This is a genomic window from Brevundimonas sp. UYEF29 (assembly GCF_040546195.1).
In the GTDB taxonomy this organism is placed as follows: Bacteria; Pseudomonadota; Alphaproteobacteria; order Caulobacterales; family Caulobacteraceae; genus Brevundimonas; species Brevundimonas huaxiensis.
In genome coordinates this window covers 233914-253104 of record NZ_JBEPNH010000002.1, presented here as the reverse complement: position 1 = coordinate 253104, position 19191 = coordinate 233914, and the positions used below count along the sequence as shown (strand labels likewise).

Sequence of the window (19191 nt, the reverse complement as noted above, 5' to 3'; positions counted from 1 at the left end):
CTAGGCCGACCGCTGCTTCAGCGGCGCGGTTCCGTCGGCCAGGCTTTCGGCCAGATAGACCTCGGCCTCCTGCGCCGGCAGGGCGGGGGCATAGCCGAAGCCCTGGCCGTAGTGGCATTGCGCGTCCAGCAGCAGGCGGGCCAGTTCGGCGTTCTCCACGCCCTCGGCGACGACTTCCAGCGACAGATCACGGCCCAGATTGACCACCGACTTGACGATCTTGGCCGAGCCTTCGTCCTTGTTCATCGTCAGCACGAAATAGCGGTCGATCTTCAGCGTATCGAACGGCAGGCGCGCCAGATAGGACAGGGACGAGAAGCCGGTGCCGAAGTCGTCCAGCGCCAGCGACGCCCCGACGTCCTTCAGCGATTGCAGCACCTCGGCAGCGCGCGCGGTGTCGCGCATTATGTCGCCCTCGGTGACTTCCAGCTTCAGCGCGCCCTTGGGCAAGCCGGTCTCCTTGATGATGCGCGCCACGTCCTCGCACAGGTGCGGGCGCTCGATCTCGCCGACGGACAGGTTGACGCTGCAGAACAGCTTGCCGGCCAGCGGATGACGTTCGATCCATTCGGCCAGCTGCCGCGCCGACTGGGTCATCATCAGCAGGCCCAGGTCGTTCATCATGCCCAGGTCGGCGGTCAGGCCCAGGAACTCGTCCGGCGGCACCAGACCCCGGCGCGGATGACGCCAGCGCGCCAGCGCCTCGAAGCCGGCGACAGCCCCGGTGTTCAGGTTCACGATGGGCTGGAAGAAGGGCACGATCTCGCCGCGCACGAAGGCGTTCCTCAGATCCGCCTCCAGCGCCAGACGGCTCAGGCTGTCGCTTTCCAGCGCCCGACCATAGGCGGCCGATCCGCCGCGCCCGGCGCCCTTGGCCGATTCCACCGCCAGCTCGACCCGGCGCAACAGTTCGGCGGCGTCGGGCGCATCCGGCCCGCCCTCCACCATCACCGCCCCGATCGAGACGGTCGGATAGATATCGAAGCCCGCGACCCGCAGCGGCTGCTCCAGCGCGTCGCGCACGCGATAGCTGGTGTGGGACGCGGTCTTTGGCACGATGATGGCGAACTCATCCTCGCCGATCCGCGCGGCCGAGGCGTCCTTGTTGAAGGCGGCGGCCAGACGCGAGCCCAGGGCCGACAGCACCAGGTCGGTCCGCTCATGCCCCAGCGCCTCGTTCAGGCGCCGCAGCCGATCGACGTCGCCGACCACGATCTCGTATTCGCCGGGCTGGGTCAGCACCTCGCTGACGCGGGCCAGAAAGGCGCGACGATCCAGAAGGCCCGTCAGCGTATCGCGGTCCGATCCGGCGAACTTGGTCTCCAGCGCCACGACGCCGGCGGCGCGCAGGCCGTCCTCCAGCCAGACGCCGCGCCACAGACAGGTCTCGGACCCGCGCATGCGCAGACGCACGGCGATCTCGGCGCCCTCGTCCTGAGGTTTGAGCATCCGTTCGGCCAGGCTGCGATCCTGCGGCATGGCCAGGGCGACGAAACCGGCGGCCGTGCATTCCGGCGCAAGCGGCCCCAGGCCCAGCGATCGCGTAGCCCCGGTGAACCGCAGCTCGTCCGCCGCGGGCGTCCAGACCCACAGGGCCGTTTCGGCGGCGGCCAGCGCCTCGATGGCGGTCGTGGCGTCCCAGGCCAGCGATCGGGATCGTGGTGTCACGCGTCTCGCCCTTCCAGACGGCCCCCGGCCGTCAACGCTCGTCCTCGACCAGGCCGAACAACAAATGGTCTGCCCACTCGCCGTTAATTTTCAAATAAGCGCGAGCCCGACCTTCGTTGCGAAAGCCGGATTTCTCCAGCACCCGTCGCGACCCGTGATTGGTGGGCAGACAGGCCGCCTCCAGCCGGTGCAGCTTCAGCTTGTCGAACGCGTATCCGACGACGGCCCGAACGCCCGCCGTCGCCACGCCCTGACCGGAAAACGGCTGACCGATCCAGTAGCCCAGCGTCCCCGTCTCGGCGACGCCGCGCCGCACGTTCGACAGGGTCACCGCCCCCGCCAGGGTCTTGCCGTCCTGAACGAAGACGAAGAAGGGCCAGGCGTTGCCCAGCTCCATCTCGCGCGCATAGATCGACAGCCGGCGCCGGAAGGCCGCCTTGGTCAGGTCGTCCTCGGGCCAGGCCGGCTCCCACGGTTGCAGATAGTCGCGCGAGCCGTCGCGCAGGGTGGACCAGGCGGCGTAATCGGCGGCGCGCGGCGGGCGCAGCATCACGCCGTCCCCCCGGATCACGGGGCCGGCCACATCGCTCATCCAGTCCAGAAGCGCCATCGATGGGGACTATAGCATCAAGATTCGGCTCTGAACCTTACGGTTCGGCCAAAAGTGTCGCGGTCAGCTTCAGCGCCAGGTCGCGGCCCAGCCCCTCGGGCGCGCCCAGCATCGGCGTCAGGATGTCCCCGATCAGTCCCTCGGCGAAGGCCATATAGGCCGCCGTCACCACCAGGGCCTTGGCCCGCTCGGCCGCCCTGGGATCCTCGGGCGCCATGGCCGCCAGCCGTTCGGCCAGATCGCGCACCACCTCGGCGAAGCTTTCCGCCCGGCCCTGCTCGCGCGCCAGCGCCAGCCAGGCCGCCATCTGCGAGGCGCCGCCCGGCCCAAAAGCGTCGAACACGACGCTCATCAGCCGCCCCGGCTCGACGCCGTCACGCCCTTCTCCCAAGCCCTCGTTCAGGCCAGCCTCGATCCGCTGCGCCAGATCGCGCACCATCGCATCCATCAGCGCGCCCTGCAGCCCGGCCGCCGAGCCGAAATGGTGGATCAGGTTGGCGTGACCCACGCCCATCCGCTCGCCCACCGCCTTCAGCGTCACCGCAGCCGGCCCGCCCGACAGCAGCAGGTCGCGCGCCGCCTCCAGCGCCTCTTCGCGCGCCACCGCCCCGCGTCGCCGCTTCACCGGACTATTAGTTGACATTGATGTCAGTTAACTCCATCCTCCGCTTGAAATCGAGGAGCAGAATCATGGCGAAATCCGCCACCCCCGCCGACCTCCAGATCAAGCCGCGCGACCTGCATATCGACCGCGAGGCTCCGACGCCACGCTGGTGGCTGAACGGCGACCCGTTCGGCACCGCCGTGATGAACGCCCTCAGCCTGACCTTCCCCGACGGCGAGCGGTTCTTCATCCAGTCGGTCAAGCGGTTCGCCAAGGACGCGCCCCCGGCCCTGGCCGCCGACATCCGCGCCTTCACGGTCCAGGAGGGCGCCCATACCCGCGAACACATGGCTTTCAACGCCATCACCGAACGCGCCGGCTACGACACCGCCGAGATCGAGGCCTATGTCACCGCCCGCCTGGACATCGCCCGCGCCCGTCCGGCCCTGGCTCAACTGGCGGCGACCATGGCGCTGGAGCATTTCACCGCCGCCTTCGCCCATCGGCTGCTGGCCGATCCGGAGCTGCTGAAGGGTTCGCCCCACGACCTGGCCCGCCTGTGGCGCTGGCACTCCATCGAGGAGATCGAGCACAAGGGCGTGGCCTATGACGTCTTCCTGCACGCGACCCGGGACCTCAGTCCGCTGAAGCGCTGGCGCATCCGGCGCTGGGCCATGTTCCTGACGACCCTGCTGTTCACCCGCACGGTGCGCGAGACGACCTTCATGCTGCTGAAGCAGGACGGCATCGTCGGCTGGCGCGCGCGTCTGGGCCTGTTCCGCTGGCTGTGGCTGAAGCCGGGTCTGTATCGCCGGATGATCGGCGACTACCTGGCCTTCTACAAACCCGACTTCCACCCGTGGCAGGTCGACGACCGCGACCTGATCGCGGACGCGGAGGCCGGCCTGGCCCAACCGGCCTGACTCCCAAATCCGACCCCGCGACGGAGTTTTCGCCCAAAGGCGTTACAGTGTGCGGGGGACGGACGAGGAGAAGGCCATGGCTTCATCACCGACCGACGCCGCCGTCGCCCTGACCCGCCTGGGTCTGGGCGCCCGGCCTGGCGAGATCGACCGCGTCGCCGCCGATCCGCGCGGCTGGGCCACGGCCCAGATTCGTCGCCAGGGCGCGCCACAGCCTTCGGGCCAGTTCGCCGACACCGCCGAACGCGTCGCCCAATATATCGACTATCAGAGCGACGCCGGCCTCGCCCGCCGCGACCGACGCGCCGCCGCTCCGGCGACGGCCGAGGCCGCCCCCTCCCCTGCCCCCGCTTCCGGTAGGCCGGATGCCGCCGATCCGCAGGCCGTCGCCCGGCGCGAAGCCCGTCAGGCCGCCCGCCGCGACATCACCCAGGACACGGCGCAGGAGTTCCTGGCCCGCGCCCAGCTCGGCGCGACCACCGACGACGGCTTCGCCGAGCGCTGGGCCCTGTTCTGGTCGAACGCCCTGACCGTCTCGGCCGCCAAGTTCGCCAGCGGCGCCTTCGTCGGCCAGTATGAGCGCGAGGCCATCCGCCCCCACGTCTTCGGCCGGTTCGAGGATCTGGTCCTGGCCGCCGAACAGCATCCTGCCATGCTTCTGTATCTGGATCAGGCCCGCTCAGTCGGTCCCGACAGCATGGCCGGCGCGCGTCGCAACGCCGGACTGAACGAGAACCTGGCCCGCGAGATGATGGAGCTGCACACCGTCGGCGCCGACGGCGGCTATACGCAAGGCGACGTCACCGAACTGGCCCGCGCCCTGACCGGCTGGTCGATCCCCGCCGCCCGCGATCAGCGTCAGCCCAACCGTCCGCGCCGCGCGCGCAACATGGCCGCCCAAGCCGAGCCCGGTCCCGACGGCTTCGTGTTCCGCGCCAATGTCCACGAACCCGGCGCCCGCACGGTGATGGGCAAGACCTATCCCGCGGCGGGCCTGGCCCAGGGTCAGGCCATACTGCGTGACCTGGCGCGGCATCCGGCGACGGCCAAACGCTTGTCGCGCCGTCTCGCCGCTCATTTCGTCGCCGACGATCCGCCGCCCGCTCTGGTCGCACGGCTGGAAACGGCCTGGACCCGCTCCGGCGGCGATCTGGCCCAGGTCGCCCGCGCCCTGATCGACGCGCCCGAAACCTGGACGCCCCAGCCCGCCAAGATCAAGACGCCCTACGACTTCATCGTCTCGGCCCATCGCGCGCTGGGAACCCGGCCTCAGCGGGTCCAGCCGTTGCGCCAGGCCCTGCTCGACATGGGCCAGCCGCCGTTCGCGCCCCCGTCGCCCGAGGGCTGGCCCGACACGGCCGCCGACTGGGCCGGTCCCGACGCCCTGGTCAAACGGCTGAACTGGTCGCGCACCGCCGCCGATCTGGCGCAAGCGAGCGATCCAAACGCGGTCGCCGCAGCCGCCCTCGGCCCGCGCCTCGGCGAACGCACCCGCCTCGCCGTCGCCCGCGCCGAAAGCCGGCCCGAGGCCTTCACCCTTCTGTTCATGTCGCCGGAGTTCCAACGCCGATGACCGCCCTCAACTTGAACCGCCGCCATCTGCTGGCCGCCGCCTCCGCCGGGGTCGGCCTGGCCTTCGCCGGCCGCGTCGCCGCCCAGACCGGCGGCCCGGCCAACAAGCTGGTCGTCGTCATCGCGCGCGGCGCCATGGACGGCCTGTCCGTCACCGTGCCTTACGCCGATCCGAACTACGTCCCCTTGCGCGGCGGTCTGGCCATCGACGCGCCCGGCGAGGCGAACGGCGCCCCGGCCCTGAGCGAGGGCTTCGGCCTGCATCCGGCGCTGGCCGGCCTGCACGCCCTCTATGGTCAGGGCCAGATGCGGTTCGCCCCCGCCGTCGCCCTGCCCGTGCGCATCCGCTCGCACTTCGACGCCCAGGACGTGCTGGAGAACGGCGGCGAAGGTCTGCGCCAGCAATCCGACGGCTGGCTGAACCGCGCCATCGTCGCGGCGGGCGGAACGTCGCTGAAAGGCCTGTCGATCGGCGCCCAGACCCCGCTGATCCTGCGCGGCGACGCGCCGGTGTCCAGCTGGGCGCCAGGCGGTTTGGTGCGCGACGGCGACCGCATCGCCTCCTTGCTTCAGGACCTCTATGTCGAGGATCCGATGCTGGGCCAGAACCTGGCGGGGGGTCTCGCGACCGAGCAACTGGTCGGCATGGAGGGCGGCGACCAACGCCTGCGTCGCAACGACGTCCAGGGCCTGGGCCAGGCCGTCGCCAGGCTGATGACCGGACCGGAGGGCGCCGACATCGTCGCCGTCTCGCTGGACGGCTGGGACACCCACGCGGGCCAGCGCGCCCAGCTCCAGACCCGGCTGACGGGCCTCGATCAACTGGTCACGGGCCTGAAGGGCGGCCTGGGAGACGCCTGGTCGCGCACGGCGGTCATCGTCGCCACCGAGTTCGGCCGCACCGCCCGCGCCAACGGCACCCAAGGCACCGACCACGGCACCGGCTCGTCGCTTCTGCTGGCAGGGGGTGCGGTCAAGCGTGGCGGCCCCATCGGCGACTGGCCGACGCTGGCCGACAATCGCCTGTTCGAGAACCGCGACCTAGCCCCGACCCTGGACATCCGTTCAGTCTTCAAGGGCGTGCTGCGCGATCACATGGGCCTCGACCGCGCCGCCCTGGACGCCCGCGTCTTCCCCGGCAGCGCCGCCGAGGCGCCGGCGATGGACGGTCTGGTCTAGCCGTCACGCTTGCTTTTTGCGGCGCAACATCGCATCAGGACGCCATCACCTTGGACCCGGCCCTGTTCGCAGGCGACGGGTGGCTATCCCCGCCGCCGATCCGCTGGGAAACCGAGCCGCCGGAAACCGAAGCATCGGTCAGGCTCATCCAGATGAAATCCTGAAATGTCCATCATCGCCTCCGCGCGCCAGCAATGGCTCGCCAATCCTCGCCGCGATCTTCTGGCGGGGACCGTCGTGGCCCTGGCCCTGATCCCCGAAGCCATCGCCTTTTCCATCATCGCCGGCGTCGATCCCGCCGTCGGCCTCTACGCCAGCGTGGTCATCGCCGTCACCATCGCCTTCGTGGGCGGGCGGCCGGCCATGATCTCGGCCGCGACCGGCGCCATGGCCCTGCTGATGGTCACGCTCGTGCGCGACCACGGGCTGGAATATCTGTTCGCCGCCTCGATCCTGTGCGGCGTGTTCCAGATCGTCATCGGCCTGCTGAAGCTGGGCCGCTACATCAAGTTTGTCAGCCGCAGCGTCATGACCGGCTTCGTCAACTCGCTGGCCATCCTGATCTTCCTGGCCCAGATGCCTGAGTTGATCGGCCGAGGCTGGATCACCTACGCCCTGGTCGCGGCGGCGCTGGTCGTCATCTACGGCTTTCCGCGCCTGACCAAGGCCGTGCCCTCGCCCCTGGTCGCCATCGTCGCCATCAGCGCCCTGGTGATCGTGCTGAAGCTGGACGTGCGCACCGTTGGCGACATGGGCCAGATGCCGACCAGCCTGCCGATGTTCCACCTGCCCGCCGTCCCTCTGACGTGGCAGACGCTGGTCATCATCGCGCCCATCTCGGCGACCCTAGCCTTCGTCGGCCTGCTGGAAAGCCTGCTGACCGCGAACCTGATCGACGACATCACCGACACCCCGTCGGACAAGGATCGCGAGACGCGCGGCCAGGGGATCGCCAACATCCTGTCGCCCCTGTTCGGCGGCATGGCGGGCTGCGCCATGATCGGCCAGTCGATGATCAACGTCACCTCGGGTGCGCGCGGGCGTCTGTCCACCCTGTGGGCCGGGCTATTCCTGCTGTTTCTGATGCTGGCGCTTCAGACCTGGGTCGCCCAAATTCCAATGGCCGCTCTGGTCGCCGTCATGATCATGGTCTCGATCGGCACCTTCGACTGGTCCTCGGTGATGAAGCTGCGCTCCACCCCGCTTCAGTCGTCCATCGTCATGATCGCCACCACCGTGACGGTCGTCGCCACCCACGACCTGTCCAAGGGCGTCATCCTGGGCGTGCTGCTGTCGGCGATCTTCTTCATGCGCAAGGTGGGCAAGACCATCGCCGTGACCGAGGTTCCGACGCCGGAACCGGGCGTTCTGCGCTACCACGTGTCAGGCCAGCTGTTCTTCGCCTCGGCCGATCTGTTCGCCGCCAGCTTTGAGCATCACGGCCAACCCACGCGCGTCGAGATCGATCTCAGCGACGCCCATCTGTGGGACCTGACCGGCGTCGCCGCCGTGGACAAGGTCGTCTTCCGCTATCGCCGTCAGGGCGCGGACGTGCAGGTCACGGGCATGAACGACGCCGCCCGCACCTTGGTTACGCGGGTGGGGCGGTTCGAGAAGATGCATCTGCCGGACGGCGCCGGCGCGCATTAGGGCTCAGGCGGCTTCGGGCTTCGGCATCTTGCAGATGCGGTTCAGGTCGGCGCGGATCGAGCTGCCCTGGAAATGCGAGATTTCGGCGCCCGAATACCCTTCTCCGGACAGCGCCTTGACGACGTCGCCGGTGTTCAGACAATCGTTGGTGCGGGCGAGCTGATAGGCGCGCTCGACGACGTGGGTGCGGTTCATGGGGATGGCCTTTCGTGCTGTTCGTTAACGCACCCCAAGCTAAACCGTTCCGATCATTGGATTTTCGGACCCGTCGCCCCAAGCTTGCATCCACAGCCAATATCTGCGCACATACGGCTCGTCGATCTCTCTGCGTAACGCCCACTCTCTCTGCGAACGCACGAGTCAAGGCCGCTCCCATTCAGACCCGACAGGCCGCAGGGACGTTCCCTCGGTCAATTTCTAACGGAGGTCTCAAAATGGCTACCGGCACTGTCAAATGGTTCAACGCCACCAAGGGCTACGGCTTCATCCAGCCTGAAGACGGCGGCAAGGACGTCTTCGTCCACATCTCGGCTGTCGAAGCCGCCGGCCTGCGCGGCCTGGACGAAAACCAGAAGGTTTCCTACGAGCTGGAACGCGACAAGCGTTCGGGCAAGGAATCGGCTGGCCAGCTGCAAACCATCGGCTGATTTCAGCCTCACAGCTGATCTGCGACGGCGGCTCCTCACGGAGCCGCCGTTTTCATTTTGGGCTCTGCGTCTGGAACGGATGACTTCGGTCAAACTCGGTCCTAACTTGGCCATATGAAACCAGAGATCATCTTCCTGACCATCTGGGCAATCGGCGTGATCGTCACTTGGCCAGTCATGATCTGGTATGCGGTGAATAGCCGACGAGCACGGGGCGAACCCGTCATGCCCAGGCCCCCCGCTTCGGCCCGTTACGCTGACACGCGCGCCTCCGGTAAACAGAAGGGCAAGTGGGGCGGCGCGAGCAATTGCCTGATGGTGGTCGTCGATGACCGAGAGCTTTGGCTTTCGCCCGTTTTCCCAATCACCTTGTTCATGCCCTACGGGGCGTTCGGTCTTGAGTTCCGCAAACCTGTCGCCCTCGTCAGGGCCGAAGCACGTAAGGACTGGACGGGCATGAATGTCCGGCTGACACTCACCGCCAAGGGCGATCCGGTCGTAATCGACATGCGGGTACGCGACCCCGCGAAACTCCTCTCGGCTTTGAAGATCTAGACCTTCGTCTTGTCGATCCAGGCGGCGAAGGCGTCGGTGAAGCTTTTCAGGAAGGTCTTGGTGTCGTCCTTCTTCAGCTTGCCGTTCTCGTCCAGCAGGTCGGCGACGTTGCCGATATAGGCCTCGGGCTGCTGCATCGTGGGCATGTTCAGGAAGACCAGCGGCTGGCGCAGGTGGTGGTTGGCGCCGAAGGCCGCGACGGCGCCGGGCGAGACGCTGACGATGGCGGCGGGCTTGCCCTGCCAGATGCTGTGGCCATAGGGGCGCGAGCCGACGTCCAGGGCGTTCTTCAGCGCGCCGGGGATGGAGCGATTGTATTCGGGCGTGACGAACAGCACCGCCTCGGTCGTCGCCACCTCCTCGCGGAACCGCTCCCAGGCCGGCGGCGGGTTGTCGGTCTCCAGATCGGGGTCATAGAGCGGTAGGTCGCCGATCTCGACCGGCTCGATCTCCAGTCCCGGCTCGGCCAGCGCCTTCAACGCCATGCCGATGGCGCGCGAATAGGAGCCCTTGCGCAGGCTGCCGACGATCAAGGCGACGCGAACGGTCATGAAAGGTCTCCGGGCTGGACGGGTTCAAGCGCCAGCATAACCGATCCCGGCGGTTGGATGTTCCGTTAGGCCGGCCGCTCGCCCGCACGCGCACGAAGCGGACATTGCAGCGTGCTGTTAGAAGTGGAAAGCGGACGCAGACTGAGGCAACTAAGCTATCTCAATTGGAAGAAAGGCATGTGGCCATGAGGCTAAGTATTGCTCAGCAAACGCCGGGTTTAGTCATCGTGTTGCTTTTGTCAGCTTGCGTGCCCTCGGTTTCATACACCCGCTCGGTTCCGAATGCCGATTCGGCGCTCAAAGCCTTGGCGGCAGAGCGTAATCTGACGCACTATCAAGCACAGCTTTCTAGGCAGATCGATCCTGATTTCACTGAGCTTTCGTTTTGCTCGGCAGATGGCAGCCGGATTGTAATTCATGCGGTCAGGATCACAGACGGCGGGGTGTGCGGTAGAGAGATGCGCCTCGAAACAACGGAATCCTCTGAGCAGAGACCAGAGCGACGCTGGGAATTTAAAGAAATCTCGACTGTCGGACAGCCTCGGGACGCTATGGTTGTCGGATATTATCCTGTTAGAGGATACCTTCGCTGTCCAAACGGATAGGCCGTAGCGGCTCGTCCGCACGTCGGCTTTGGGTGGTGGAGAGATCTTTGCTCCATCCCCTGATCCAGACATTCAGACGGCCGCCGCGGGATAGTCTGTTGCGCTGAGCCTCCGCGCGAGAGTGATGGGAACTAGGAAAGAACAGCCGACACCCTACCCACCGAACAGGGCCGCCGCGAAGGCTTCGCCCGCCGGTCCCGCCGACTTCGGGCCCAGGACGGCGCTGGCCGCCTGGCCCGAGGCCAGCACACGGCCGCCGACCGCGCGCACGTCCTCGATCATCTGGGCTTCCAGCTGTTCGGTCATCGACAGGCTGGCGCGCGGGGCGCCGAAGATCAGGGTCTGGGCGGCGTTGCGCCCGGCCCGGCTCATCGGGTTTTCGTCGGACATCCACAGGCCGGCCTTCATCACCGCCTTGGCCCGCGACAGCTCCTTTTCGGTCGGCCCGACCTCGGCCAGGGCCCGCACCTCGGCCGCCGAAACCTCGGCCAGTTCTTTCGCCCGATCCGCCGCCGCCCCGGCGTAGATGCCCAGCACGCCCGTGTCCTGATACGGTTCCTGATAGGCGTCGATGGCGTAGGCCAGGCCCCGCTCCTCGCGCGCGCTCTGGAACAGGCGCGACGCCATACCCCCGCCGAGTATCTCGCCGAACAGCCGCATGGCCGACAGGGCCGGATCGGTCGCGGACAGGGCGGGCAGTTGGAACACCAGATTGGCCTGTTCGATTTTACGCGTCAGCTTGGCATGGCCGCCGACGAAGGCGGCCGCCGCGGGCGCATCGGCCGGGGTTGCGACCGCATCGCCGAACCAGCGCTCGGCCAGGGCCAGCAGTTCGGTCTCGTCCACCGCGCCAGAGACCGACACCACCATCCGGTCGGGCGAATACAGCCGCGCGCGCCACGCCTCGACCGACGCCTTGTCGGCCGGCTTCAGGCTGGCGACCGAGCCCAGGATGGGGCGACCCAGCGGTTGCTTGGCGAAGGCGCGCGTCTGCACCATCTCGAACACATGGTCGTCGGGCGTATCGAAAGCCTCGGCGATCTCCTGGGCCACCACGTCCTTCTCGCGCTCGATCTCGGCAGGGTCGAGCGTGGGGCGAAACACCAGGTCCGACAGCACCTGCATGGCCAGCGGCAGCGAGCCGTCCAGCCCCCGCACCTCGAAGCTGGTCCGCTCATAGCCGGTAGAGGCGTTGATTGTGCCGCCCTCGGCCTCGATCCGCTCGACGATCTCGCGCGCGGCCATGTCGCCGGCGCCCTTGAACACCAGATGTTCCAACAGGTGCGACCAGCCGGACCGATCCAGCGGCTCCCACCGCGCCCCGCCCTTGACGGTGACGACGACGGCCAGGGTCTTCAGCCCCGGCATCGGATCGCAGATGACGCGGACGCCGTTGGACAGGGTGTGCAGAGAAGAAGTCAGGACTTTAGTCTTTCCTATCGCCGCGCACGCGGTGCGCGGCTGCTTGAGGACCGTCTTTCTTCATTCGACGGCGAAGCAGGGCCACATAGAAACCCGCAAGCGCGATCGCCAGTCCGAACCACGTCAGGGCGTATCCGAAATGGTTGTTGGAAAAGGCCGCAGGCGGCGCGGACGGCCTGAGCGCCGGGAACTCGGGATTGACGGCGGTGATGGCGAAGACGGCCTCGGGCCGGACCGGACCCACGACATTCAGCGCCCTGGCCATCGCCGCCGTGTCGCGGGCGTAGAAGCGGCCGTCGCGCGGCGCCGGGCTCAGGGCGCCGGGCTTGTCGAAGGTGCGGAACTCGCCGACCATCACCAGCGGCAGGGTAGTCTCCACCACGCGCGGACGCGCCGTCACGCCGTCGCCGATAAAGCCGCGATCGACCAGCAGGGTGAAATCCGCCCCCGCCGGCTTGCACGCCGAGATCAGCCGCACCCCGGCCTCGCCGTCATGGATGCTTTGAAGCTCGACGAAGGGCGCGCTGGCCAGGCCGGGACAGACGATCAACGCCTTCCTGAACTCCAGATTCCCTTCCGCCAGCACCTGCTCCAGCGGCGCGGGCGATTTCGCCGCCGCCGCATCGGCCGCCGCGATCAGCCCTTCCTTCCACTTCAGCCGCTCGACCTGCCACACGCCAAGCCCGATCAGCAGGATCAGGCCCAGCACCGTCAGCACGGTCAGGATCCAGGGGAAACGCTTCATAGATCCTCCTCCGTGTAGCGCAGCGGAACGGGGGAGGGGGACCGCGAAGCGGTGGAGGGGGCGGACCCTCGCACCGAGTCTGGGGTCGCCCCCTCCACCACGCGAGGCGTGGTCCCCCTCCCCCGCTCCGCAGGGGAGGATCCATCCACCTGGTTCCGATATTGCAGGCCGATCATCAGTCCCCGCCCCGGCCGCATCAGGGCCAGCGACAAGGCGACCACCAGCGGCAGCCAGACGATCAGATGCACCCACATGGGCGGATGGTATTTGATTTCGACGAACAGGGCCGAGAAGCCGACGATGAAGCCGGCGATCTGCATGATGAAGCTGGCGGGGTCGTCGCCCGTCTGGATGGTGGAATAGTCCAGACCGCAGGCCGTGCAACCGGGCGCCACCTTCAGAAAGCCCGCGAACAGCGCGCCCTGGCCGCACCGGGGACACCGCCCCCGCAGCGCCCAGCGAACCGGCGTATCGAAAACGACGACGGCGCGGGACGATGGCTCGTCCCGCGCCGCTGCGATGTCTTCAGGGCCGTCTTGGATCAACCGAAGACGACATAGACGAAGGCGAACAGGAACAACCAGACCACGTCCACGAAGTGCCAGTACCAGGCCGCCGCTTCGAAGCCGAAATGCTTCTGAGGGGTGAAGTCGCCCTTCAGCAGGCGGATCAGGCAGACCGCCAGGAAGATGGTGCCGATCAGGACGTGGAAGCCGTGGAAGCCCGTCGCCATGAAGAAGATCGAGCCGTACAGGCCCGAGTTCACGGCCTCTTCGTTGAAGAACAGCTTCTCGTGCAGGATGTGGTTGTACTCATAGGCCTGGACGCAGGTGAACAGCACGCCCAGGGCCACGGTGATGATCAGGGCGATCTTGGCGCCCTTGCGGTCGCCGACCTGGATCGCGTGGTGGGCCCAGGTGACGGTGCAGCCCGACAGCAGCAGGGTCACGGTGTTCAGCAGCGGCAACTGCCACGGCGATAGGACCTCGACGCCCTTCGGCGGCCAGGTCGACCAGGCCTTGGCGGTATCGGCCCAGGTGCCGACTTCTGGCGTCAGCGCCCGCGATTCATGGAACAGGGCCATGTCGAAGAACATCCAGAAGAAGGCGACGAAGAACATCACCTCCGACGCGATGAACAGGATCATGCCGTAGCGCAGGCCCAGCGACACGACCGGCGTGTGGTCGCCCGCCTTAGATTCCTTGATGACGTCCGCCCACCAGCAGAAGGCCGAGATCAGCACGCCGGCCAGACCGGCGAAGAAGACGCCCGGCTTGCCTTCGGCCAGGAAGTTGGCGGCGATCGGGCCGCCGTCCGCCGGGGCCAGGCCCTTCATCCAGATCACCGCGCCGATGAACATGATGGTCGCAGCGACCGAGGACACCAGGGGCCAGGGGCTGGGCGCCACCAGGTGGTAGTCGTGCTGCGGAGTGGCGTGGGCGTCAGCCATGAATCGCGTCTCTTCGTCGGCCAGAGTCGGTTGTTATAGCGGCTATAGCGTTCGATTTTCCCCGACGCCAGAGCCGTGCCGCTATTCCGCCTTGTTCAAGGCTCTGAACGCCTTGGCCGAAAAGGCCGACAGCGGCTGGGGCAGGTCGTCCAGCGCGAACCAGCCGATCTCCGACAGCTTGTCCGGCTCGGTCAGCGTCGGCTCGCCGGTGAAGTCGCGGGTGACATAGATCAGCGACACCCAGTGCTGGCCGTCGGCGGGAATGATCTCTTCGGCCAGGCACAGGAAATCGACCGCGCCGATCTTGAGCCCGCTCTCCTCTTCGGCCTCGCGTCGCGCGGCGTCGATGGAGCGCTCCATCAGGTCGACCTTGCCGCCGACGATATTCCAGAACCCGGCCTCGGGCGCCTTCAGCCGCTTGCACAGCAACACCCGCCCGTCGGCGTGCTGGATCACCAGGCCGCAGCCGACGCCGGGAAATTCCACGCCCGGCTTCGAAGTCACGCCTTGGGCGCGTCCACGGACGGATAGAAGGTGTAGCTCAGGGTGATGTCGCGCGCGCCCTTGGCCTCACGGTCCGTGGCCAGTTCGGGGGCGATGAAATACTGGACCGGGAACTGGCGCGTCTCGCCCGCCGCCAGCGTCTGGTCGGTGAAGCAGAAGCATTGCAGCTTCTGGAAATACGGCCCCGTCTGCTCGGGCGAGACATTGTAGCTGGCGCGCACCTGGATCGGCTTGTCCGAGGTGTTGGTCACGTCGAAATAGGCCAGGCCCGTCTCGCCGATCCGCACCCGCTGGGTCGACTGTTCGGCGCGGAAGGTCATCGGCACGCCGCGCACATTGGTGTCGAACCGCACCAGGACCGTCTCGTCCAGAACGGTGTCGGAGGCCTTGTCGGCCTTCATCGTCGTGCCGCCGAAACCCGTGACCTGACAGAACATCCGATAGAGCGGCACCGCCGCGAACGCCGCCCCGGTCATGCCCATCACGCCGAAGACGCAGATGATGGCGATCAGATTCTTGCGGCCCGCCTTCATGGTTGGGACGTCTCCACCGCCGTAGCCAGCGCCCGCTCGGCCGCCTGGTTCTGTTGCAGGCGCAGCACCGTGGTGGCGAAGACCAGCACGATGAAGGCCACCAGCGCCGAGGCGATCCAGACGTTGCGACGCTTGCGCGCGCGAAGTTCCTCAGGCGTCAGACGCATGGTTTTACGCTCCCAGACCGGACAGGGCCTCGACCAGCAGCGCCGAGAACAGCGCCATCAGATAGAGGATGGAAAAGGCGAACAGGTCCCGCGCCGGTTTGGCCTGGACCTTGACGTCATACAATGCGGCCTCGCGTCCCACGGCCTCGGCCTTGTCCGGCTCGTCGCCCGCGCGCGAACGATAGAGACGCACCGCCAGTCCCAGGAAACCCAGGCCGCCCGCGACCGACACGACCAGATAGATGATCCCCCCCAGGCCCGCGAAGGCCGGGGCGATCGCGACCGGCACGAAGACCAGGGTGTAGAGCAGGATCTGCAACCGCGTGGACTTGGCGCCCCTGGCCACCGGCATCATCGGAATGCCCGCCTTGGCGTAGTCGCCGGCCGAATAGAGCGCCAGCGCCCAGCTGTGCGGCGGCGTCCACAGGAAGATGATCAGAAACAGCAGCCACGCCTGCCACGGCGCATGGCCCGTCGCCGCCGCCCAGCCGATCACCGGCGGAAAGGCGCCCGCCGCTCCGCCGATGACGATGTTCTGGGGCGTCCGGCGCTTCAGCAGCAGAGTGTAGAAGCCGGCGTAATAGACGATGGTCATGGCCAGCAGACCCGCCGCCAGCCAGTTCGCATTCATCCCCAGCAGCATGACCGAAAACAGGCTCAGGATGACGCCGAAGGCCATGGCGTCGTTCTTGCGCACACGCCCCGCCGCCACCGGCCGGCCGCGCGTGCGCCGCATCAGGGCGTCAGTCTCGCCCTCCAGCGCCATGTTCAGCGCCCCGGCCGCCCCGGCGCCCACGGCGATGCACAGGATGGCGATGGCCGCGACCAGCGGATTGACCGATCCGGGCGCAACGATCAGCCCGGTCGCGGCGGTGAACACCACCAGCGACATCACGCGCGGCTTCAGCAGCTGGAAGAAATCCTCCGGCTGGGCGGTCGAGATGGCGGGGCGGGTCTGAACTTCGGTCATCGGTGAGGGCCGCATAGCATACCCAAATGAAGAAGGCCGCCCCTTCCGACGGAAAGAGCGGCCTTCGATTTCATATCGCTGGAAAGGCTTAGTGCTCTTCCGCCTTGATGACCGGCAGTTCGTTGAACTGGTGGGCCGGGGGCGGCGAGGACAGGGTCCACTCCAGGGTCGTGGCGCCTTCGCCCCACGGATTGGCGACGCCCGGGCGACGACGGATCGCCGCCTCGACCAGCATGATCAGGAAGACGATCACGCCGACGACGGTGACGGCATAGCCGATCGATGAGACGTGGTTCCACAGGGTGAAGGCTTCCGGATAGTCGATGTAGCGACGCGGCATGCCCTGCAGACCCAGGAAGTGCTGCGGGAAGAACACCAGGTTCACGCCCACGAACATGATCCAGAAGTGGGTCGCGCCCAGGAACTCGTTGTACTTCACCCCGAACATCTTCTCGAACCAGTAGTAGAAGCCCGCGAAGATGGCGAAGACGGCGCCTAGCGACAGCACATAGTGGAAGTGCGCCACCACGTAATAGGTGTCGTGGAGGCTGTAATCGATGCCGGCGTTCGACAGGACCACGCCGGTCACGCCGCCGACGGTGAACAGGAAGATGAAGCCGATCGCCCACAGCATGGGCGTCTTGAAGCTGATGGAGCCGCCCCACATGGTGGCGATCCAGCTGAAGATCTTCACGCCCGTCGGCACCGCGATGATCATTGTGGCGGCGATGAAATAGGCGCGCAGATTGATGCTCATGCCGACCGTGTACATGTGGTGGGCCCACACGATGAAGCCGACGAAGCCGATGGCCACCATGGCGTAGGCCATGGCCAAATATCCGAACACCGGCTTGCGGCTGAAGGTCGAGACGATGTGGCTGATGATGCCGAAGCCCGGCAGGATCAGGATGTACACTTCCGGGTGACCGAAGAACCAGAACAGGTGCTGGTACATGATCGGGTCGCCGCCGCCGGCGGGATCGAAGAAGTGGGTGTGGAAGTTGCGGTCCGTCAGCAGCATGGTGATGGCGCCGGCCAGCACGGGCAGCGACAGCAGCAGCAGGAAGGCGGTGATCAGCACCGACCAGGCGAACAGCGGCATCCGGTGAAGCGTCATGCCCGGCGCGCGCATGTTCAGGATGGTGGTGATGAAGTTGATCGCGCCCAGGATCGAGCTGGCGCCCGCAACGTGCAGGGCGAAGATGGCCAGATCGAAGGCGGGGCCGACGTGGCCCGTGGTCGATAGCGGCGGATAGGCCGTCCAGCCTCCGCCGAAGCCCTTGCCCGGTCCGCCGTCGGTGAACATCGACAGGATCAGCAGGCACCAGGCGGCGACCAGCAGCCAGAACGAGATGTTGTTCATGCGCGGGAAGGCCATGTCCGGCGCGCCGATCATGATCGGCACGAACCAGTTGCCGAAGCCGCCGATCATGGCGGGCATGACCATGAAGAAGATCATGATCAGGGCGTGGGCCGTCACGACGGCGTTATAGCCGTGCTTGGACTGCTCCACGAGACCCAGCAGCTGGATGGACGAGCCTTCCTTGAAGATCTGGATGCCCGGCTCGGCCAGTTCCCAGCGGATCAGACCGGACAGGGCGCCGCCCACGATGCCCGCCATGATGGCGAACATCAGATACAGGGTGCCGATGTCCTTGTGGTTGGTGGACAGGAACCAGCGGGTGAAGAAGCCCAGCTTGTGGTCGTGATGGTGGTCGTCGTGAGCGTGACCGATGTGGGTCGCGTCGCGGGTAACGGTAGCGTCAGCCATGTGTCTCTGTTCGCCTCTTACTGGGCGGCCGGCGCGGCGGACGCCGCGGCGGGAACGGGTTGGTCGGCGGTGGCGCCGACGGGGGCGGCGACCGGGGTCGCGGCGTCGGCGGCGGGCGCAGGCGCGGCTGCGACCGGAGCGGCGGCTGCGGCGGGCGCGGCGACCTTGGGCGTCATCGAACCGCCCTTGGAGGCGATCCACTGTTCGAACTGGGCCTGGGTCACGACCCGGATCTCCAGCGGCATGAAGGCGTGGTCGACGCCGCACAGTTCCGAGCACTGGCCATAGAAGACGCCGGTGCGCTCGGCCTTGAACCAGGTGGTATTGATGCGGCCGGGAACGGCGTCGGTCTTCAGGCCGAACGCCGGCAGGGCGACGGCGTGGATGACGTCCGAGGCGGTGATGACCAGCTGGACCGTCTTGCCGACCGGCACGACCATCGGCTCGGTCGCGGCCAGGCGATAGGGCACGCCCTTGGCCTTGGCTTCCTCTTCCGGGAGCATGTTGGAGATGTATTCCGCGACGCCTTGGTCCGGATACTCATAGGCCCAGTTCCACTGGTTGCCGGTCACCTTCACCGTCAGGTCCGGCGACGGCATGTCGTGATAGGCGAACAGCAGGCGGAACGAGAACAGGGAGATGAAGACCAGGATCAGCACCGGCAGCACGGTCCAGATGATCTCGATCGTGGTGTTGTGGCTCCAGCGCGCAGGCGTCGGATTGGCCTTCTTGTTGTAGCGGAACACGATCCACGCCAGCAGGCCCAGCACCAGCAGGGTGATGGCCGTGATGATCGGCATCAGGATCACGTCGTGGAAGAAGTGCGCATCATGCTTCAGCGGCGACGCCGCCGGTTGCAGCGTGATGCCGCCCGGGGTCGGCTGACCCATCAGGTCCTGCGCCCACGTCGGCGCCGCAGCGAACATCGCCAGTCCGGCGCCCAGAACGATGGAGGACGCGCAAGTCGCGGCCTGCTTCAACGTCCCTTGGGCTCGCTTGCCCATCCCCATATGAGACTTCCCCATAAAACCGTTATGCAGCAGATACTTGCGAATGGCTCGCAAG

The 19191-nt window shown here is 67.1% G+C and carries 21 protein-coding genes and 1 other annotated feature; of the genes, 6 read left to right on the top strand and 15 right to left on the bottom strand.

Annotated features, from left to right (window positions below; translation table 11 throughout):
- From ABIB58_RS04185 to ABIB58_RS04175, 3 genes are read right to left on the bottom strand one after another with little or no spacing between them, the layout of a single operon-like run.
- The gene (locus ABIB58_RS04185; RefSeq protein ID WP_045809768.1) at positions 1-1668 is read right to left on the bottom strand and encodes a putative bifunctional diguanylate cyclase/phosphodiesterase; all 1668 of its coding nucleotides are present in this window, start codon (positions 1666-1668) and stop codon (positions 1-3) included.
- Between the two features lie 31 nt (positions 1669-1699).
- Entirely contained in the window at positions 1700-2278 is a 579-nt protein-coding gene (locus ABIB58_RS04180; RefSeq protein WP_284876867.1) for a GNAT family N-acetyltransferase, read from the bottom strand.
- Positions 2279-2315: 37 nt separating this feature from the next.
- Positions 2316-2921, bottom strand: coding sequence for a TetR/AcrR family transcriptional regulator (locus tag ABIB58_RS04175; RefSeq protein WP_354039244.1), 606 nt, complete (start codon positions 2919-2921; stop codon positions 2316-2318).
- A gap of 47 nt (positions 2922-2968) precedes the next feature.
- Between ABIB58_RS04175 and ABIB58_RS04170 the strand changes: the two genes are divergently transcribed.
- The 4 genes from ABIB58_RS04170 (at position 2969) to ABIB58_RS04155 (ending at position 8206) form a co-directional block, all read left to right on the top strand.
- The gene (locus tag ABIB58_RS04170) at positions 2969-3805 is read left to right on the top strand and encodes a metal-dependent hydrolase (RefSeq protein WP_066549725.1); all 837 of its coding nucleotides are present in this window, start codon (positions 2969-2971) and stop codon (positions 3803-3805) included.
- Positions 3806-3881: 76 nt separating this feature from the next.
- The gene (locus ABIB58_RS04165) at positions 3882-5378 is read left to right on the top strand and encodes a DUF1800 domain-containing protein (RefSeq protein WP_354039242.1); all 1497 of its coding nucleotides are present in this window, start codon (positions 3882-3884) and stop codon (positions 5376-5378) included.
- Positions 5375-6556 carry a DUF1501 domain-containing protein gene (locus ABIB58_RS04160; protein ID WP_354039240.1) on the top strand — a complete coding sequence of 394 codons (1182 nt, stop codon included), beginning with the start codon at positions 5375-5377 and terminating at the stop codon, positions 6554-6556. The genes ABIB58_RS04165 and ABIB58_RS04160 overlap by 4 nt, the downstream gene beginning before the upstream one ends.
- 49 nt (positions 6557-6605) lie before the next feature.
- Positions 6606-6669: a sequence feature (sul1 is cis-regulatory element that is thought to sense ions involved in sulfur or methionine metabolism; They are found in Alphaproteobacteria), on the top strand.
- 52 nt (positions 6670-6721) lie between these two features.
- Positions 6722-8206, top strand: coding sequence for a SulP family inorganic anion transporter (locus ABIB58_RS04155; RefSeq protein WP_502909727.1), 1485 nt, complete (start codon positions 6722-6724; stop codon positions 8204-8206).
- A gap of 3 nt (positions 8207-8209) precedes the next feature.
- Here the strand turns inward: ABIB58_RS04155 and ABIB58_RS04150 are convergent, their stop codons facing one another.
- The gene (locus ABIB58_RS04150) at positions 8210-8401 is read right to left on the bottom strand and encodes a hypothetical protein (RefSeq protein WP_017505732.1); all 192 of its coding nucleotides are present in this window, start codon (positions 8399-8401) and stop codon (positions 8210-8212) included.
- A gap of 239 nt (positions 8402-8640) precedes the next feature.
- Between ABIB58_RS04150 and ABIB58_RS04145 the strand changes: the two genes are divergently transcribed.
- A complete protein-coding gene (locus ABIB58_RS04145) occupies positions 8641-8853 on the top strand; it encodes a cold-shock protein (RefSeq protein WP_017505731.1) in 213 nt (70 codons plus the stop codon).
- 114 nt (positions 8854-8967) lie between these two features.
- A complete protein-coding gene (locus tag ABIB58_RS04140) occupies positions 8968-9408 on the top strand; it encodes a hypothetical protein (RefSeq protein WP_039244875.1) in 441 nt (146 codons plus the stop codon).
- Here ABIB58_RS04140 and ABIB58_RS04135 read toward each other — a convergent pair.
- The 11 genes from ABIB58_RS04135 to coxB all read right to left on the bottom strand — a co-directional run bounded on the left by ABIB58_RS04135 (position 9405) and on the right by coxB (position 19130).
- A complete protein-coding gene (locus tag ABIB58_RS04135) occupies positions 9405-9959 on the bottom strand; it encodes an NADPH-dependent FMN reductase (RefSeq protein WP_185224554.1) in 555 nt (184 codons plus the stop codon). The genes ABIB58_RS04140 and ABIB58_RS04135 overlap by 4 nt on opposite strands.
- Before the next feature lie 758 nt (positions 9960-10717).
- Entirely contained in the window at positions 10718-11932 is a 1215-nt protein-coding gene (locus tag ABIB58_RS04130; protein WP_354039237.1) for a M16 family metallopeptidase, read from the bottom strand.
- A 58-nt stretch (positions 11933-11990) separates the two neighbouring features.
- Positions 11991-12731 carry an SURF1 family protein gene (locus ABIB58_RS04125; RefSeq protein ID WP_354039235.1) on the bottom strand — a complete coding sequence of 247 codons (741 nt, stop codon included), beginning with the start codon at positions 12729-12731 and terminating at the stop codon, positions 11991-11993.
- Complete coding sequence (locus ABIB58_RS04120; protein ID WP_045809759.1) at positions 12728-13276, bottom strand: DUF983 domain-containing protein; 549 nt, start codon at positions 13274-13276, stop codon at positions 12728-12730. The genes ABIB58_RS04125 and ABIB58_RS04120 overlap by 4 nt, the downstream gene beginning before the upstream one ends.
- Positions 13273-14181 carry a cytochrome c oxidase subunit 3 gene (locus ABIB58_RS04115; protein WP_055806286.1) on the bottom strand — a complete coding sequence of 303 codons (909 nt, stop codon included), beginning with the start codon at positions 14179-14181 and terminating at the stop codon, positions 13273-13275. The genes ABIB58_RS04120 and ABIB58_RS04115 overlap by 4 nt, the downstream gene beginning before the upstream one ends.
- 81 nt (positions 14182-14262) lie before the next feature.
- On the bottom strand, positions 14263-14667 hold the full coding sequence (locus ABIB58_RS04110) for an NUDIX domain-containing protein (RefSeq protein WP_156146726.1): 405 nt from the start codon (positions 14665-14667) through the stop codon (positions 14263-14265).
- A 14-nt stretch (positions 14668-14681) separates the two neighbouring features.
- Positions 14682-15218 carry a cytochrome c oxidase assembly protein gene (locus ABIB58_RS04105; RefSeq protein ID WP_045809756.1) on the bottom strand — a complete coding sequence of 179 codons (537 nt, stop codon included), beginning with the start codon at positions 15216-15218 and terminating at the stop codon, positions 14682-14684.
- The gene (locus ABIB58_RS04100; RefSeq protein ID WP_017505721.1) at positions 15215-15385 is read right to left on the bottom strand and encodes a cytochrome c oxidase system small membrane protein; all 171 of its coding nucleotides are present in this window, start codon (positions 15383-15385) and stop codon (positions 15215-15217) included. Before ABIB58_RS04100 ends, ABIB58_RS04105 begins: the two co-directional genes overlap by 4 nt.
- 4 nt (positions 15386-15389) lie before the next feature.
- Entirely contained in the window at positions 15390-16355 is a 966-nt protein-coding gene (gene cyoE, locus ABIB58_RS04095) for a heme o synthase (RefSeq protein WP_039244888.1), read from the bottom strand.
- A gap of 88 nt (positions 16356-16443) precedes the next feature.
- Positions 16444-18126, bottom strand: a complete 1683-nt coding sequence (gene ctaD / locus ABIB58_RS04090) for a cytochrome c oxidase subunit I (protein WP_017505719.1) — start codon at positions 18124-18126, stop codon at positions 16444-16446.
- A 17-nt stretch (positions 18127-18143) separates the two neighbouring features.
- On the bottom strand, positions 18144-19130 hold the full coding sequence (coxB, locus tag ABIB58_RS04085) for a cytochrome c oxidase subunit II (RefSeq protein ID WP_045809887.1): 987 nt from the start codon (positions 19128-19130) through the stop codon (positions 18144-18146).
- Positions 19131-19191 lie beyond the last annotated feature (61 nt).